The following is a 15,567-nucleotide window of genomic DNA, read 5'->3' on the forward strand; positions in this document are numbered from 1 at the left end:
CACCCGCGACTCGAGGAGACCGGATCATGACCATCACGTCCCTTCCCACCAGGACCGCCCCGGACCCAGAACTCGCCGCGCGGTTCACGCGCGACGTTCAACCCCTGTTCGAGGTACTGGCGCGGGGAGCGCGCCGGTTGGCCCGCAATGACGCGGATGCCGAGGACCTGCTCCAGGATGCGCTCCTGCACGCCTACAGCGGGTTCGAGTCCTTCCGGGAGGGCAGCAACCTCAAGGCGTGGCTGTTCCGCATCCTCCACAACCGCTGGGTCAGCGCGCACCGCTGCAAACAACGCCGCGTGACCGAGGTCCCGGCGGACAACATGACCGAAGCCGAATTGTTCGATTGCGCCGCACACCAACCCGGCGCACTGCGGTCGGCGGAAGCCGAGGTGCTCGACACCCTGCCCCACGGCGACGTCAAAGCCGCGATGGCCGCAATGCCGGACGGCTTCCGCGAGGTTCTCTACTACGCCGACGTCGAGGGATACACCTACGCCGAGACGGCGAAGATCCTCGACATCCCGATGGGCACCGTGATGTCGCGGATCTCGCGTGCCAGGCAGCGACTGCGCGTCGCGCTGGCCCACCTCGCCCACGACCCCGCAGAAACCCTCGAACACTGCATCGCCTGACTGGAGAACACCAATGGAGTTGGCCTACAAGAACGCATTGATCACCGGTGGCACAGCCGGGATCGGGCTCGCCTGTGCGCGGCTGTTCGCGCGCGAGGGAGCCGCGGTGATCATCACCGGTCGAGACGGCAAACGAGGGGAGCGGGCCGCATCCGGTATCGACGGCAACGTGCGCTTCGTCCGGACCGACCTCTCGGACATGGATTCGGTCGCATCGCTGCTCGAGCAGGCCGGCGACGTCGACATCCTGGTCAACAACGCCGCCGCTTTTCCCGCGGCGACCACCGTCGATCAGCAGGTCGGCGCGTTCGAGCTGACCTTCGACACCAACGTGCGTGGTTCGTACTTTCTGGCGGCGGGTCTGGTCCCGGGAATGCTGCAGCGAAGACACGGTTCAATCGTCAACGTCACCACGATGGTCGCGTCCAAAGGCGTGCCGGGAGCCGGGGTCTACAGCGCATCCAAGGCCGCCATCGAGTCGCTGACCCGTACGTGGGCCGCTGAGTTCGGCCCTGGTGGCGTTCGTGTCAACAGCGTCGCTCCCGGACCGACGAAAACCGAAGGGGTCGAGGCTGAATGGGGTGAGACCAATGAAGAGTTCGGCCGCGCGCTGCCCCTGGGGCGCACGGCGAAGCCCAGGGAGATCGCCGAGGCGGTGCTGTTTCTGGCCTCACCGCGCGCGAGCTTCATCACCGGCTCGGTATTGCACGTCGACGGTGGCGGCTCGGCCACATGACCCATCCAAAACGACCGTAGGAGAACGACAATGACCGAAAATCAGGACACTTCGTGGGAGAACGCCCTGACCGTTGTGCAGGGGGCGCAACCGCCGTTCATCCCCGCGGACGCACACGCCATGACCGTCGTGATCGATTACCCGCCGGGGAGTCCCGGTGCCCCGCCACACCGGCACCCCGGTGGTCCCGCGTTCGGATATGTGCTCGAAGGCGAGATGTTGTTCGAGCTGGAAGGCCAACCGCCGCGGGTGATCCGGGCCGGCGAGGCGTTCTGGGAACCCGGCGGTGACGTCATCCACTACTCCGACGCCAACAACCGCGACGACACGCGCTGCCGGTTCACCGTGACGATGCTCTGCGCTCCGGATCAGCCGATGCTGGTACTGGTCGACGAAGCAGAACTCGCAGCGCGCAAGCATCTTCGGGTGCCCGCCGAGTCCGCTGTGCAGGAGTGAACTCCGATGTCAAAAATCCTGTTGCAGACGACGATCTGTGCTCACCCCGAAGATTGGGACGTCTCGAGGTTTTCGCTGTTGGCCGACGAATTGCGCGCCGCAGGCCACGAGGTCCTCACACGCAACCGGGTCGACGGAGACGACGATCCGGTGCTCAGCCACCTCGACCGGCTCGGCTACGACCAGCTGTGGCTGATGGCCGTCGATGTCGGAAGCGGGTTGACCGCAGCCGAAGCCGCGGCGATCATGCGGTTTCGCTACGCCGGCGGTGGCGTGCTCACCGCGCGGGACCACCAGGACCTCGGCTGTTGTCTCAATCGGCTCGGTTCGCTCGGCCTTGTCAACGAGTTTCACGACGCCACAATCGATCCGGAGACGATGTGCGATGACCGAGACACCCCTGCCATCTCGTGGCCCAACTACCACTCCGGGGCCAACGGGGACTACCAGCGGGTGTTGACGTCCGAGCCGGCTCACGAGCTGCTTCGCACCGGGTGCACCGACAGCGGGCGGATCGAGTGGTTCCCCGCGCACCCGCACGAAGGGCTGGTCTCGGCGGACGGCGTGCCGAATGCCACCGTGCTCGCGCAAGGCCGGAGCGCGACAACCGGACGGGTGTTCAACCTCGCGGTTCTGCTCGACGGGGAACGCGCGCCGGATGGCAGGCCGATGGGCCGGGCCGTCGCCGAGTCGACGTTTCATCACTTCGCCGACTACAACTGGGATATCGACTGCGGCGCACCATCGTTCGTGACCGAGCGGCCCGGCTCGCAGATCAAGGAGGATCCGTCGCGGCTGGATGCGTTCAAGGACTATGTCCGCAACGTCGCTGCGTGGTTGCATCCCGCCGCGCGGGTGGCGGTGGCCGGCTGAGGCCCCTCAGGCGCCGCGAGCGACCGCGGAATGTCGCCAAAGCGCGGCGTGTCCGGGCGCAAACACGGTCGCTCGCCCCAGGGGTGGTCAGCGCTTGCGGGCGCCTGCGCCGTAGATGATGTCGCTGCGGTCGGCGTCCCAATGGTTGCGGAAGACGACGTCGGAGATGGGCCGTCGGCGCACCGGGCCGTGCCTGCCGCGCGGCCAGCCCACGACGATGTGCCCGGCCAGCGCCCACTCGTCCGGCACCCCTACCGCCCCCCGGATCAGCGCCTCCCCGTCGTAGGACGCCCAGCTGGTGAAGCACGCGCCGAGACCCTGCGCGCGGGCCGCGAGGTAGAAGTTCTGCATCGCGGGAAAGATCGAGCCGCCCTGCAGGAACTCGGACGAGAACTCGTTGCGGAATGCGGTGAAGAGCACCGAAATGAGTTCGCCTGCGCGGTCGTGGAGTTCGTACGTGGCGCGGTTGTTGCGGGCGGCCCGGCTGTGGTCGTCATCGGCGGGCCGGCTCATGCCGTAGATCGACTCGATCGACCGCAGCGCCGCCTGAGCCGCCTGCGCGACGACGGCCCGCTGTTCGGGCGAGTCCAGCACGACGAACCGCCACAGCTGGGCGTTGGCGCCGTTGGGAGCCCAGGTCGCGGCCTCCAGGCAGCGGTCAAGCGTGGCCGCGTCGACCGGCTCGTCGGTGAACCGGCGGATCGCCCGCGCGGTGGCCAGCGTCTCCCAGACATCGTTGGTGGGCTGCGGCATGCTCCTCCGTTCGGCGGTCCTGCTCCTGCCCGTCGACCTTAGCGGGAAGGACCGGCGCGTTGAGGGAATGCTATACGATCGTATAACGTGCTGTACGCCCGTATAAGACGCCACGGAAGGGGCCCGCCATGACCACCGCCGACGATCTCGACCAGCTGCGCAGCCGGCTGCAGTACGTCGAGGACAGGATCGCGATCCTGGACTGCGTGATGAATCAGGCCCGCGGCCACGACCGTCACGACGCCGAACTCATGTCGAGTGTCTACTTCTCCGACGGCGTCGACGAACACGGTCCCGTGGTGAAGGTCGGAGCCGAGTACGCCGAATACGCCAACACCGCACACAGCGCGGTGTTCGAGGATCACCTGCACAACATCACCACCCACACCTGTGAAATCGACGGTGACGTCGCCCATGCCGAGAGTTACGTGATGGGCTCGATGCGGGCCAAGGGGGGCAAGGTGGTCGCGCTGATGGGCGGGCGCTACCTCGACCGCCTCGAACGCCGTGACGATGAGTGGAAGATCGCGCTGCGGCGCTGCACGATCGAATGGATGATGCAGGGCGACTCGTCGGTGCTGGCGTCCGGTGCGGTGAAGGGCTTCATCAAGGGCAGGTGGGATCGGACCGACCTGTCCTACGCCCGGCCGCTGCAGATGGACAGCGAACCCGTCGACCGGTGGTGAGGCGGTGATGCACCTGGCCGGGCGGGTCGCGCTGATCACCGGCGGCGGGTCGGGTATCGGACGGGCTGCAGCTCAACGCCTTTCGGCCGAAGGTATGCGCGTCTGCGTGCTCGACATCGACGGCGACGCCGCGCGTGCGGTGGCCGAGCCGCTCGGAGGGATGTCGCTGACGTGCGACGTCGCCGACGCCGACCAGGTGGCGACGGCGTTCGCACAGTGCCTCGAGGAACTCGGCGGGCTCGACCTCGCGTTGCTGAACGCCGGGATCACCGTGCGGTGGTCGGGTGACATCGGCACACTCGATCTGGCCGAGTACCGGAAATCGTTGGGCGTGAACCTCGACGGTGTGGTGTACGGGGTGGTCAACGCGGTGCGCACGATGCGGACCCTGGGCGAGGGCGACCGTGCGATCCTGGCCACCGCGTCGCTCGCCGGACTCATGCCGTGGCATCCCGACCCGGTGTACTCGCTCGGCAAGCACGCCGTCGTCGGGTTGATGCGCTCGGTCGCTCCGGGCCTCGCCGGCGAGCACATCGCGGTGCACACCATCTGCCCGGGCATCACAGAAACCGGCGCCCTCGGGGACCGGCGGGCGCTGGTCGAGGGCATCGGAGTGCCGGTGATGGAGCCGGAAGCCAGCGCGGACGCCGTCGTCGCGGCGGCGACGGCGCCACTTGACGCCAGCGGGTCATGCTGGGTCGTCCAGCACGGAACCGACCCGTGGCCAATGCAATTCACCGAACTCGACACGCCCGACAATCGGCTCAACGTGCCGGCGAGGCGCTCCCGACGCTGATCACCGCGCGCCGATTGTGCGTCCTGCGACGGGTTTCCGGCGTGTCGCGTAGCTGAACGCACAGTCGGCGCACTGAAGGCCTCAGCCGAGCACCGCGGGCATCGAGTCCCAGCCACGTACCGTGGCCGTCGGTGCCCGCACGGCGTTGTCCGCGTCGATGGTCCAGTCGGGCCAGCGCTTGAGGATCTCCTCCAGGGCCACCCGGCCCTCGACCCGGGCCAGCGATGCGCCGAGGCAGAAATGCGTGCCCCGCCCGAACGACAGGTGGTTGTTGGCGACCCGGTGGATGTCGAAGGTGTCCGGATCGTCGAACTTGGCCTCGTCACGGTTCGCCGAGCCGCTCATCAACAGCAACGCGCTGCCGGCCGAGATCGTCTGCCCGTGGTACACAACGTCATTGGCGACGTAACGTGCGATGTGGTGTACCGGCGGCTCGTAACGCAGCACCTCCTCGACGGCATTCGCGATCAGGCGCGGGTCGCGGCTCAACTCGCGCCGCTGGTCCGGGTGTTCGCCGAGCAGCTTGCCCAGCCAGCCGAACAGCCGGCCAACGGTCTCGGTCCCCGCGTTGGCGATCACGCCGAGGAAGACCAGAAGCTCGTCGGTGCTCAACCGCCGCACCGTGCCGTCGATGTCGGTGAACTCGACGTTGAGCAGTTCGGTGACCAGATCGTCTGACGGGTTCTGTTCGCGCCAGGCGACGTAGTCGGCAAACATGTTGCCGTTGAAGTAGTTGTCCTTGCTGACCGGTAACGGCTCACCCGGCTTGTTGCGAAGCCGGCGACCGGCGACGCTGCGCACCGATCGCTGCAGCGAGTCCGGCATGCCGACCAGCATCCCGATGACGCGCATCGGCATCTCGGCGCCGAGGTCCGTGGTGAAGTCGAAGCGATCGCCGTCGCGCAACGGATCCAGGCATGCCCTGCAGAAGTTCCACACCTGGTCCTCGATGGCCGCCATCTTGCGCGGTGTGAATGCGCGGGAGACCAACAGGCGGTGCACGGTGTGCAGGGGCGGGTCCTCGTTGATGAACACCCCCAGCGGCATAACCGGTTCGGCCTTGACCACCTCGAGGATGTCGCCCTTGGCCGAGCTGAGGTTCTCGGCGTCGCGCAGCGCCGCCTCCACATCGGCGAACCGGCTCAGGCCCCAGAACCCGAACTTGTCGTTGTAATACACCGGTGCCTCGTCGCGAAGCCGTCGGTACACCGGATACGGGTCGACGTCGATCGCCACGTCGTACGGGTCGTAATACAGCTCGTCGGTGATGGGCGCGGTCACGATGCAAGCCTTCGAGCCGGAGCTGCGCTTGTTGTACGAACGTATGGCATTGTACGATCGTATGGCACAACAGGCGGCGGCGTAAAGGAGCGTGACGGTGGACCTCGGTTTCGTCTCGCTCAACACACCGCGCGACCTCCAACCCGACGTTCTTGCCGTCGAGCTCGAAGCCCGTGGATTCGAGTCGCTGTGGGTCGGCGAACACCCGCAGATTCCCGTGGCCGCACGCGGTCAGCTCCCCGCCGGCCTGCTCGACGCGCAGAAACAGATGTGGGATCCATTCTTGTCGCTGCTGGTCGCTGTGCGGGCGACGACGACGTTACGGGTCGGCACCTCGGTGGTGTTGCCGCTGGAGCGCGAATTGTTCACGTTCGCAAAGCAGGTCGCCACCCTGGACCAGCTGAGCCAGGGGCGCCTCGTGCTCGGCGTGGGGGTCGGAATGCGCGCGGAGCTGGAGACGAGCAGTCCGATCGCGTGGCGGGACCGGTACCGGGCGCTGGCCGACATGGTCGCCGCGCTGAAGAAGCTGTGGACCGACGACGAAGCCGAACACCACGGAGAATTCTACGAATTCGAGCCGGTCTGGTCCCAGCCCAAGCCGTTTCAGCGACCGAACCCACCGCTGTTGGCAGCCACCACCGGCCCGAAGGCGACACGCGAGTGTCTGGCCTGGGCCGACGGCTGGCTGCCCGGAGATGCGGCGTTCCGCGATCTTGCGGCGGCGCTGGCCGACTACCGGCATGCGGCCGAGGACGCGGGCCGCGACCCGGCGACGCTGGACCTGACGGTCATGGCCTGGGGCGACCCGAAACCCGAGCGGCTCAAGCGGTACCGGGATCTCGGCTTCAACCGGGCCGTGCTGGGCGGCGGCCGCCGCGACGGCGACGACCCGTCGACGACGCTGGACTACCTGGACCGCTACGCGCGTGTCGTCGACGAACTCCGTTGACCGCCAACCTGATAGACCACACCAGAAAGGACGTGCATGTGAACGACAGATTCTCGATGGAGGGACGGGTCGCCGTCATCACCGGCGGCGGAACCGGCATCGGCCGCGGTTCGGCACTGACACTGGCCCAGCGCGGCGCCGACATCGTGCTCGCCGGCCGCCGGACCGAACCGCTGAAATCCACCGTCACCGAGATCGAGGCGCTCGGGCGCCGTGCGCTCGCCGTGCCGACGGACGTGACCCAGGCCGACGCATGCCGCGAGCTGGTCGCCACGACACTGGCCGAGTTCGGCCGCCTCGACGTGCTGGTGAACAATGCCGGCGGCGGTGAGACGAAGTCGATCATGAAGTGGACCGACGATGAATGGCAGCACGTCCTCGACCTGAACCTGTCCAGTGCCTGGTATCTGTCCCGCGCCGCGGTCGAGCCGATGATCAAGCAGGGCAAGGGGGCGATCGTCAACATCTCGTCGGGTGCCAGCCTGCTGGCCATGCCTCAGGCGGTGGCGTACGCCGCGGCCAAGGCCGGACTGAACAACCTGACCGGATCGATGGCGGCCGCCTGGACCCGCAAGGGCGTGCGGGTCAACGCGATCGCCTGCGGAGCGATTCGTACGCCGGGCCTCGAATCCGACGCTGCGCGCCAGGGTTTCGACATCGACATGATCGGCCAGACAAACGGTGCCGGGCGTGTCGGCGAACCCGACGAGATCGGCCACGGCGTGCTGTTCTTCGCCTCCGATGCCTCCAGCTTCTGCTCGGGCCAGACGCTGTACATGCACGGCGGCCCCGGTCCGGCGGGGGTGTGACATGGGTGTCAGTCATGTCGGTCTGCGCGTGCGCGACATCGACGCCTCGAAGCGGTTCTACGAAGCGCTCGGCTTCACCGAGGTGAAAAGGTTGACCATCCCCGACGAGATGGCAGCCGGGCTTCTTCCGCTCTCACCGCCGATCGGGTTCGAAGCCGCCTATCTGCAGCAGGATGACGGCTTCGTCCTGCAGCTGCTGACGTTCTCGGGGCACCCGGCACCCGATGAGCCCGAACGCGGCATGGTCGGTGCGGGCCTGACGCACCTGTCGATCGCCGTCGATGACATCGCCGCGGCACAGGCCGCGGTTACCTCCGCAGGCGGCACGATCGTCGCCGACCCCGGCGGCGGATTCGCCTGCATGGCACGCGATCCCGAGGGGCAGCTGATCGAGTTGGTGCACAACAAGGTGCGGCCGGTGCCGCCCGCCTGATCAGGCTAGAAATCGATCACCGCAGCCTCTTTGCGTTCGGTGATCGGGCGGGCCAGGCCCTGTTCGTCACAGATCCGCTGCAACCGGTCGACCGTTTCGTCCAGGCCCGGTCCGAGCGCCCGGCCGGGCGTGAAGGTCGCGGGCAGGTGACGCATGCCCTGGATGACGCCGATGGTGTCGTAGTGGACGGTGCCGTCCGGATCACACCGGTAGTCGGGCATACGGTCGAGCACCGCGCACAGCATGGATTTGAAGACCGTCCGGGCGACGTTGGAACCGATGCATCGGTGAACTCCGAGCCCGAAACTGAAGTGCCGGTTTGCCTTCCGGTCGAGTACGAGGTCATCGGGATCGTCGAACAGAGATGGGTCACGATTCGCCATCGCCCACGACAGCCACAGGCGCTCGCCCTCTTTCAGCGCGATGCCGTCAAGATCCATGTCCGCCGAGATCGTCCGGGCATCGCCCGGCGCGGGGGTGAAGTAGCGCAAGAACTCCTCGGTGGCCGGGTTGAGCAACGCCGCACGTTGCGTGCTGAGCCGCTCGCGTTGGTGGGTGTGCTCACCGAGCCACTCGAGTGCGTGTGCGGTCAGAGCCGTCGTGGTGTCGAAGCCTCCACCGATGAGCAGGTTGAGCATGCCGATGAGCTCGATATCGGGTGGCGCCTCACCGTCGATCCGTAACCGGGCCAGCGCGTCGATGATGCCCGGACGCGGGTTGTCGCGGATCTCGGCGAGATTGGTGAACAGGTCGACGCCCATCGCCATGTACAGCTCCCGAACGCGTTCTGCATCGGGTGAGTCCGGCGGGGTGTAGACCGACGCGTGTGCCGGTTCGTTGTACATCCGCCACTTGGCCAGTGGGACTCCCAGCATGGCCAGCGTCAACACCGCGGGCACGACATTCGCGAGGTCGTCGACGAAGTCGATGCGCCCCGACTCGATGTGGTCGTCCAGGCAGGCGCGTACCACCTCGTCGACGAATGGCTGCCACCGCTTGACCGCGGCCGGAGACAGGTAGGGGTTCAACGCGTCGCGGTAGTAGCGGTGCTCGGGGTCGTCCATTTCCAGCATGCCGCCGCGGAAATTGCCCGCATCGAGCATGGTCGGAATCGAGATGCCCTTGTAGCCGCGCCGCTCGTTGTGCACATCGTGGTCGTTGGACACGTGCGGGCACCGGGCCAGTTCGAAGACCTCGTGACCACCCGCGGCGACCCAGTGTCCGCCGTAGGTGCCGGTCCACGCGAGCGGGCATTTGCGATGCATCTCGTGGGTGATGTTCAGAAATTGGTTGCGGTACTCCGGTCGGTGGCGGTCGAAGTGGTACTCGCGCCGTGCGATCTCGTCGGTTGTACTCACAGCACCGCTCCTCCGTTGACTCCGATGACCTGACCGGTGACGTAACCCGCACCCTCCGAGCACAAGAACGCACAGGTGGCCGCCACGTCGTCGCCGGTGCCGAGGCGTCCGGCGGGAATGGCGCGTACCAGCATCTCGGCCGGCGGCAGCTTGTTGGCGCGTTGTTGTTCGCGCAACATCGGGGTGTCGATGACGAAGGGCGGGACGGTGTTGGCGGTGATTCCCCTCGCCGCATACTCCGCGGCGACCGTCTTGGTCATCGCGATGACCCCACCCTTGGTCGCCGAGTAGTGACCCTGACGGACGGCGCCGTTCTGACCCGCGGCCGACGAAATCGTCACGATCCGACCCCACTGCGATGCGACCATGTCGGGCAGCGCGGCCTGTATGCACAGGAAGGTGCCCGTCAGATTGACCGCGAGGTAGCGGTTCCACTCGTCGAGGGTGATCTCCTCGAACTTGGTGAACCCGGCCAACGCGGCACTGGTCACGAGAATTTCAGTCGGGCCCAACGACTTCCGTGCCGTCTCGAACGCCCGATGCACGGCTGCCTGATCGGACACGTCGGCACAGATACCGACCGCGTGGGCTCTCGCAGCCTGCAGATCGTCGGCGACCTGGAATGCGGAGTCACCGTTGACATCCAGCACCGCGACGGAATGCCCTGCCCGGGCGAGATGTTCGGCAATCGAGCGGCCCAGCCCCGAGCCGCCGCCGGTGACCACTGCCACGCGGTTCACGTCGTCCATCCCCTCGCCATAGCACTTCCTGCTGTACGAACGTACAACCTATGCAGTCGTATAGCAAGGTCAGCGGCGAGCGGTCGAGCCCTTCCGCGGCTTGCGACGCGCGGGCCGCGGTTCGATCGCGTCGAGGTATTTCTCGACCGCCTTGACGACCTCGGTGTGGGCGGCGTCGACGCCGACACCCTCTTCGAGGTTGAGGAATTTAGGGATTCCGGTGATCAGCAGGACGGCGGCGCCCAGCGACAGGTCGCCATCCAACCGGGTGCGAGCGCCGTACCGCTGTGCCAGCGCGTCGATCTGGATCTTGCGGACCCGGTTGGTGACCTCGGCGATCTCCGAGGCGATGGACTTCCGATGGTTGCCCAGGGCCATGAACTCGGTGATCAGTGCGCCGGTCGCCTCGTCCCAGCTGTACTCCCACAGGGCGTGCAACGGGTCCTCGGACCGCGTCTCGAGCGCCTTGCTCAGCACCGCGAGGTTGCGCTCGGAGTAGCGGCGGATCGCGGCGAGGAAGATGTCGTCGAGCGAGGGGAAGTAGTACTGCACCAGGCTCGCGGTGACGCCCGCTCGGGCGGCCAGCGCGCGGTAGCTCACGCTGGCATATCCCTCTTCGAGCATCATCTTCTCGACGGAGTCGAGCAGGGTGTCACGCGTCTTGGACGTCTCCGCGCCGACACGGCGGGGCGCTGCTGCCATCGTCACCTCTCAGATTGGCTGACGAACATTCTCGCACCCGTCGCGCCGCGGCCCTCAGCTGAACATGCCTCGATATCCGAACGCCGGATGTCGTGGGCTGATGTGGGGGTCGTCGGCGCCGAAGATCTTCTCCCGCAGAGTGCCGGGACGGTACTCGGCCTGCATCAGGCCCTTGTCCTGGAGCACCGGTACGACGTGGTCGAAGAACTCGTCGTAGCTCTCCGGCATCAGCATGTTCATGATCTGCACGCCGTCCGACCCGGCGGCCTGGAACTCGAGCAACCGGGTCGCGATGGTCTCCGGCGATCCGACCACCATCTGCGGCATCGACATCGTCGACAGGAAGTCGTGGATGGTCGGCGTTCCGCCGTCGGGCCACGCGTTGATCAACGAGAGAAACGCTCCGCGGATCCCCGGCATCTCGTCGATGAGATCGACCAGCGGTGTCGCCGGGTCGTACTGGCCCAGGTCCATGCCGCTCAGGCTGGCGAAGTACGCGGTCTGCGCCTCGGCGCTGCGCCACTGTTCCAGCTCCATCCATTTGCGGTTGGCCTCCTCGTCGGTGGAACCGACGACGAACATCAGCCCCTGCAGGAACAAGATGTCCGCTTCGGAGCGCCCGTGCTGGCGTGCCAATCCCCGCACGGTCGCGACCTGCTGGGCGATGGTCTCGGGGGTGAACGCCGACAGGAACATCAGTTCGGCGTGACGGGCTGCGAATTCGAGGCCCGCAGGCGAGCCGCCGGCTTGTGCCAGCAGTGGGACCCGTTGCGGCGACGGCTCCATCAGGTTGTAACCGCGAACGCTGTAGCGCTGTCCGACGTGATTGATCTCGTGCACCTTCGCCGGATCGGTGTAGACACCGCGTGCCGGGTCGTCGACCACCGCGCCGACGTCCCAGGACCCTTCCCACAGTTTGTAGGCGACGTCGACGTACTCCTTCGCCCACTCGTAACGGTCGTCGTGTGACATCCCGCCGGGCACGCCGAGATTGGCGAAAGCGCGTTCGTTGGCCGAGGTGACGATGTTCCAGCCGACCCGGCCGCCGCTGAGATGGTCGAGCGTCGAGACTTGTCTGGCGAACACGAACGGGTGCTGCTGGATCACCGAACTCGTGTAGAGAAACCCGATGTGCTCGGTCTCGCGTGCGAGCGCGGGGATCAGCATCGTGCAGTCGCCGATCGGCACGTTCATGGCCTGTTCGAAGACCACGTCGCCCGACCCGTTGTACTCGCCCTGCACACCGAGCGTGTCGGTGAAGAAGAACGCGTCGATCTTGGCGGCCTCAGCCTTGCGCGCCAGGTCCGTCCACAGGTCGAAGGTCTTGAAATCCCGGTTGCGGGCGCGCGGATGCCGCCAGCCACCGTGGAAGTTGTGACCGACCGAGTTCATCACGAGCAGGGTGAAGATCATGCGCTTGGCCATCGACTCGCTCCTTCTTCGTCCCTATACGACCGTACAGCCGATGCTATATGCTCGTACAAACTTTCCGAGGAGAAACGGTGTGAGCGACCTTTACTACGACCCCTGGGACGTCGCAATCGATCTCGACCCCTATCCGACGTACCGCAGGCTGCGCGACGAGGCTCCGCTGTATCACAATGAGCGCCACGGCTTCTGGGCCGTCAGCCGCTACGACGACGTGGACGCCGCGTTGCGGGACACGGCGCGGCTCAGCTCGGCCAAAGGCGACATTCTCGAGGTCGTCATGGTCGACCCGGTGATGCCGCCGGGTGTGTTCATCAACGAGGACCCGCCGCTGCACACCATCCACCGCGCGATCGTGTCCCGGGCCTTCACACCCAAGCGGATCAGGGCGGTCGAGGAGAAGGTCCGGGCCTTCTGCGTCGCGTGTCTGGACCCGTTGATCGATGGCGACCGTTTCGACTTCGTGGTCGACCTCGGCGCCGAACTGCCCATGAAGACCATCGGCATGCTGGTCGGTATCCCCGACGCCGAACAACCGGCGGTCCGGGCCCACGCCCACGAGACGCTGCGCAACGAGCCGGGCAAGCCGTTGCCGGTGGACAAGGACCACTACTTCGACGGAGACATGTTCGCCGATTACGTTGCGTGGCGCGAGGACAACCCGTCCGACGACCTGATCACCGAACTGCTCAACGTGGAGTTCACCGATGAGACGGGCGCCGTCCGCGGGCTCACCAAAGAGGAGATCGTCGTTTTTCTGGCCGTCGTGGCCGGTGCGGGTGTCGAGACGACCGGCCGGCTGTTCGGCTGGATGGGCAAGGTGCTCGCCGAACATCCGGCTCAGCGCAAGGAGCTGGCCGCCGACCTGTCCCTGGTGCCGGGCGCCATCGAAGAACTGTTGCGCTACGAGCCGCCGGGTCCGCACGTCGCGCGCTACGTCGCCACCGAGGACGTGCAGTTCCAGGGACGAACCGTGCCCGCGGGCAGCGCGCTGTTGATGATGCTGGCGTCGGCCAATCGCGACGAGCGCCACTTCGCCGACCCCGACCGCTTCGACATCCACCGCAAGCCCGGCGGGCATTTGACCTTCGGCCGTGGGGCGCACTTCTGCGTCGGCGCACCGTTGGCCCGGTTGGAGGGCCGGATCGCGTTGGAGGAAGTGCTCAAGCGTTGGCCCGAATGGGACATCGACCTTGAGAACGCCCGCCGCTCACGGTCTTCCACCGTGCGCGGGTGGGACACCATGCCGGCGGTCGTCAGCCGTCGATGATCCGGTCGGCGGCCCGCCAAGCCATCGCCATGATCGGCCCGTTGAGGTTGCCCGCCACCATGGTCGGCAACACGGAGCAGTCGACGACCCGCAAATCGTCGACTCCGCGGACGCGCAACTCGTTGTCGACCACGTCGTCGTCGCCGGGGCCCATCGCGCACGTACCGATGGCGTGGTAGCCGCAGTATCCACCCTCGAGGGCGGCATCGACGAGTTCATCGTCGCTGCACACCTGGGGACCGGGGTACGTCTCGTGGCTGATCCGCTCGGCGATCGGCGACTGTTCGAAGATGGTGCGCATCCGGCGCAGCAGACGCACCGTCGTGTCCCGGTCCCCGGGGCTGGACAGGTAATTGGGGTCGATCCGCAGCGCAGTGTCGGGCCGGTTCGAGGTGATCTCCACGCTTCCTTGTGACGTCGGGCGCAGCACCATGCCGAGGCAGGAGATGCCGGGCTCACGTTCGATGCTCACCGGTTCGCCGCTGGTGTTGTAGGGCGGAAGCGTCCATGGGCCCATCATGATCTGGCCGTCGACGCGGTCGGCGTCCTCATGTGACTTGGCGAACGCCACGATGTCGAACGACGGTGCGGCCAGCGGGCCCTTCCGGCTCGCCAGGTATTTCATGCCGGAGATGGCCTGGCCGACGTTGCTCGAGAGCAACTTGTTGTACCCGAGGTCCTCCTTCAGCCTGAACCGCAATGCCGCACAGCGGTGTTCGCGCATCCGGCGGCCGACGTTGTCCCGGTCGAGGACGACGGGCACGCCCGCGGCCTTCAAGACCTCCCGCGGGCCGATCCCGGACAGCTGAAGCAGTCGTGGGCTATTGAGGCTGCCGAGCGAAAGGATGACTTCTCGGCGGGCCCGGACCTCGGCGGCGCCGCGCGGACCGTGGATCACCAATCCGACCGCCCTGCCGTTCTCGATCAGGATACGGCGGGCGACGGTGTTGGTTGCGACGGTCAGATTCGACCGCCGCAGAGCCGGTTTCAGGAATGCACGGGCCGCACTCACCCGCCGCCCGTCGCGGATGGTGGAGGTGGCGTACCCGACCCGCTCGGCGTCGGACTCGTTTATGTCTTGGACCCTGCCGAAACCTGCACGGGTGGTCGCCGTGATCATCTCTTCGCACAACGGATCGGGGTTCTTGGGCACCGAGATGTGCAGTGGGCCACCGGTGCCGCGGGTGGGGGAGGCGCCGAACTCGTTGTGCTCGAGGGCTTTGAAGATCGGCAACATGTCGTCCCAACCCCAGCCCTTGTTGCCGAGCCGTTCGAGGTGATCGTAATCGGCGCGGTTGCCCCGGTTGTAGATCATCCCGTTGATCGAACTGGAGCCGCCGAGCACCTTGCCGCGCATCCACTGTTCACTATGGCGGTCCGGGCCGAAGGGGGTGGTGGTGTAGTGCCACATGTACTTCTCGTTCTCGAACAGCATCCCGGAGCCCTTGGGAATCCGAAGCAACGGATGGCGGTCCGGACCGCCGGCCTCGACGAGTAGCACCGAGACTCGGGGATCGGCTGACAATCGGTTGGCGAGAACGCATCCGGCCGATCCGGCCCCGGCGACGATGTAGTCGTACGTGGTCATTCTGGTCCTTCCGAGCCCGGGTCGAACTGATCCGCTGTACGAGCGTACAGTACAGCCTCGAAGTCGATCCGACG

At 66.6% G+C, this 15,567-nt stretch carries 17 protein-coding genes; 10 read left to right on the forward strand and 7 right to left on the reverse strand.

Annotated features, from left to right (window positions below; translation table 11 throughout):
* Positions 1-26 precede the first annotated feature (26 nt).
* Genes RMCN_RS28745 through RMCN_RS28760 form a run of 4 tightly spaced genes read left to right on the forward strand, consistent with a single transcriptional unit; the run spans position 27 to position 2,700 of the window.
* Positions 27-635 (forward strand): sigma-70 family RNA polymerase sigma factor, encoded by a 609-nt coding sequence (locus tag RMCN_RS28745; protein WP_064413746.1) that lies wholly within the window; start codon positions 27-29, stop codon positions 633-635.
* Between the two features lie 13 nt (positions 636-648).
* A complete protein-coding gene (locus RMCN_RS28750; protein ID WP_067396444.1) occupies positions 649-1,371 on the forward strand; it encodes an SDR family NAD(P)-dependent oxidoreductase in 723 nt (240 codons plus the stop codon).
* Between the two features lie 30 nt (positions 1,372-1,401).
* Complete coding sequence (locus RMCN_RS28755; protein WP_067396447.1) at positions 1,402-1,827, forward strand: cupin domain-containing protein; 426 nt, start codon at positions 1,402-1,404, stop codon at positions 1,825-1,827.
* Between the two features lie 6 nt (positions 1,828-1,833).
* Entirely contained in the window at positions 1,834-2,700 is an 867-nt protein-coding gene (locus RMCN_RS28760) for a hypothetical protein (protein ID WP_067396449.1), read from the forward strand.
* A gap of 87 nt (positions 2,701-2,787) precedes the next feature.
* Here the strand turns inward: RMCN_RS28760 and RMCN_RS28765 are convergent, their stop codons facing one another.
* Entirely contained in the window at positions 2,788-3,453 is a 666-nt protein-coding gene (locus RMCN_RS28765; protein WP_067396452.1) for a nitroreductase family protein, read from the reverse strand.
* 128 nt (positions 3,454-3,581) lie between these two features.
* Between RMCN_RS28765 and RMCN_RS28770 the strand changes: the two genes are divergently transcribed.
* Positions 3,582-4,139 (forward strand): nuclear transport factor 2 family protein, encoded by a 558-nt coding sequence (locus RMCN_RS28770; RefSeq protein WP_067396455.1) that lies wholly within the window; start codon positions 3,582-3,584, stop codon positions 4,137-4,139.
* A gap of 7 nt (positions 4,140-4,146) precedes the next feature.
* On the forward strand, positions 4,147-4,935 hold the full coding sequence (locus RMCN_RS28775; protein ID WP_067396459.1) for an SDR family oxidoreductase: 789 nt from the start codon (positions 4,147-4,149) through the stop codon (positions 4,933-4,935).
* A gap of 81 nt (positions 4,936-5,016) precedes the next feature.
* Here RMCN_RS28775 and RMCN_RS28780 read toward each other — a convergent pair whose 3' ends face one another.
* On the reverse strand, positions 5,017-6,216 hold the full coding sequence (locus RMCN_RS28780; RefSeq protein WP_234787823.1) for a cytochrome P450: 1,200 nt from the start codon (positions 6,214-6,216) through the stop codon (positions 5,017-5,019).
* Between the two features lie 97 nt (positions 6,217-6,313).
* On the opposite strand from RMCN_RS28780, the gene RMCN_RS28785 reads away from it, so the two are divergent.
* The 3 genes from RMCN_RS28785 to RMCN_RS28795 are packed head-to-tail and all read left to right on the forward strand — an operon-like array spanning position 6,314 to position 8,407.
* Positions 6,314-7,165, forward strand: coding sequence for a TIGR03619 family F420-dependent LLM class oxidoreductase (locus tag RMCN_RS28785; RefSeq protein ID WP_067396547.1), 852 nt, complete (start codon positions 6,314-6,316; stop codon positions 7,163-7,165).
* 38 nt (positions 7,166-7,203) lie between these two features.
* Positions 7,204-7,974 (forward strand): SDR family NAD(P)-dependent oxidoreductase, encoded by a 771-nt coding sequence (locus RMCN_RS28790; protein ID WP_067396549.1) that lies wholly within the window; start codon positions 7,204-7,206, stop codon positions 7,972-7,974.
* 1 nt (position 7,975) lies between these two features.
* Entirely contained in the window at positions 7,976-8,407 is a 432-nt protein-coding gene (locus RMCN_RS28795; RefSeq protein WP_067396462.1) for a VOC family protein, read from the forward strand.
* Between the two features lie 5 nt (positions 8,408-8,412).
* Here RMCN_RS28795 and RMCN_RS28800 read toward each other — a convergent pair whose 3' ends face one another.
* The 4 genes from RMCN_RS28800 to RMCN_RS28815 are packed head-to-tail and all read right to left on the reverse strand — an operon-like array spanning position 8,413 to position 12,632.
* Positions 8,413-9,765, reverse strand: coding sequence for a cytochrome P450 (locus RMCN_RS28800; protein ID WP_067396465.1), 1,353 nt, complete (start codon positions 9,763-9,765; stop codon positions 8,413-8,415).
* Complete coding sequence (locus tag RMCN_RS28805; protein ID WP_276019326.1) at positions 9,762-10,514, reverse strand: SDR family NAD(P)-dependent oxidoreductase; 753 nt, start codon at positions 10,512-10,514, stop codon at positions 9,762-9,764. Before RMCN_RS28805 ends, RMCN_RS28800 begins: the two co-directional genes overlap by 4 nt.
* Positions 10,515-10,574: 60 nt before the next feature.
* On the reverse strand, positions 10,575-11,207 hold the full coding sequence (locus RMCN_RS28810) for a TetR/AcrR family transcriptional regulator (RefSeq protein WP_067396468.1): 633 nt from the start codon (positions 11,205-11,207) through the stop codon (positions 10,575-10,577).
* Between the two features lie 54 nt (positions 11,208-11,261).
* Positions 11,262-12,632, reverse strand: coding sequence for an LLM class flavin-dependent oxidoreductase (locus RMCN_RS28815; protein WP_067396471.1), 1,371 nt, complete (start codon positions 12,630-12,632; stop codon positions 11,262-11,264).
* 79 nt (positions 12,633-12,711) lie between these two features.
* On the opposite strand from RMCN_RS28815, the gene RMCN_RS28820 reads away from it, so the two are divergent.
* Positions 12,712-13,905 carry a cytochrome P450 gene (locus RMCN_RS28820; RefSeq protein WP_067396474.1) on the forward strand — a complete coding sequence of 398 codons (1,194 nt, stop codon included), beginning with the start codon at positions 12,712-12,714 and terminating at the stop codon, positions 13,903-13,905.
* Here RMCN_RS28820 and RMCN_RS28825 read toward each other — a convergent pair.
* The gene (locus RMCN_RS28825; protein WP_067396477.1) at positions 13,892-15,493 is read right to left on the reverse strand and encodes a GMC family oxidoreductase; all 1,602 of its coding nucleotides are present in this window, start codon (positions 15,491-15,493) and stop codon (positions 13,892-13,894) included. The genes RMCN_RS28820 and RMCN_RS28825 overlap by 14 nt on opposite strands.
* Positions 15,494-15,567 lie beyond the last annotated feature (74 nt).

Source organism: Mycolicibacterium novocastrense (assembly GCF_001570485.1).
GTDB classification, from domain to species: Bacteria; Actinomycetota; Actinomycetes; order Mycobacteriales; family Mycobacteriaceae; genus Mycobacterium; species Mycobacterium novocastrense.

Excerpts from the sequence above, each read along its gene's own strand:
- RMCN_RS28775 (WP_067396459.1), top strand. The coding sequence starts at position 4,147 with ATGCACCTGGCCGGGCGGGTCGCGCTGATCACCGGCGGCGGGTCGGGT.
- RMCN_RS28755 (WP_067396447.1), top strand. The coding sequence starts at position 1,402 with ATGACCGAAAATCAGGACACTTCGTGGGAGAACGCCCTGACCGTTGTG.
- RMCN_RS28805 (WP_276019326.1), bottom strand. The coding sequence starts at position 10,514 with ATGGACGACGTGAACCGCGTGGCAGTGGTCACCGGCGGCGGCTCGGGG.
- RMCN_RS28750 (WP_067396444.1), top strand. The coding sequence starts at position 649 with ATGGAGTTGGCCTACAAGAACGCATTGATCACCGGTGGCACAGCCGGG.
- RMCN_RS28825 (WP_067396477.1), bottom strand. The coding sequence starts at position 15,493 with ATGACCACGTACGACTACATCGTCGCCGGGGCCGGATCGGCCGGATGC.
- RMCN_RS28795 (WP_067396462.1), top strand. The coding sequence starts at position 7,976 with ATGGGTGTCAGTCATGTCGGTCTGCGCGTGCGCGACATCGACGCCTCG.
- RMCN_RS28765 (WP_067396452.1), bottom strand. The coding sequence starts at position 3,453 with ATGCCGCAGCCCACCAACGATGTCTGGGAGACGCTGGCCACCGCGCGG.
- RMCN_RS28770 (WP_067396455.1), top strand. The coding sequence starts at position 3,582 with ATGACCACCGCCGACGATCTCGACCAGCTGCGCAGCCGGCTGCAGTAC.
- RMCN_RS28815 (WP_067396471.1), bottom strand. The coding sequence starts at position 12,632 with ATGGCCAAGCGCATGATCTTCACCCTGCTCGTGATGAACTCGGTCGGT.
- RMCN_RS28810 (WP_067396468.1), bottom strand. The coding sequence starts at position 11,207 with ATGGCAGCAGCGCCCCGCCGTGTCGGCGCGGAGACGTCCAAGACGCGT.
- RMCN_RS28760 (WP_067396449.1), top strand. The coding sequence starts at position 1,834 with ATGTCAAAAATCCTGTTGCAGACGACGATCTGTGCTCACCCCGAAGAT.
- RMCN_RS28745 (WP_064413746.1), top strand. The coding sequence starts at position 27 with ATGACCATCACGTCCCTTCCCACCAGGACCGCCCCGGACCCAGAACTC.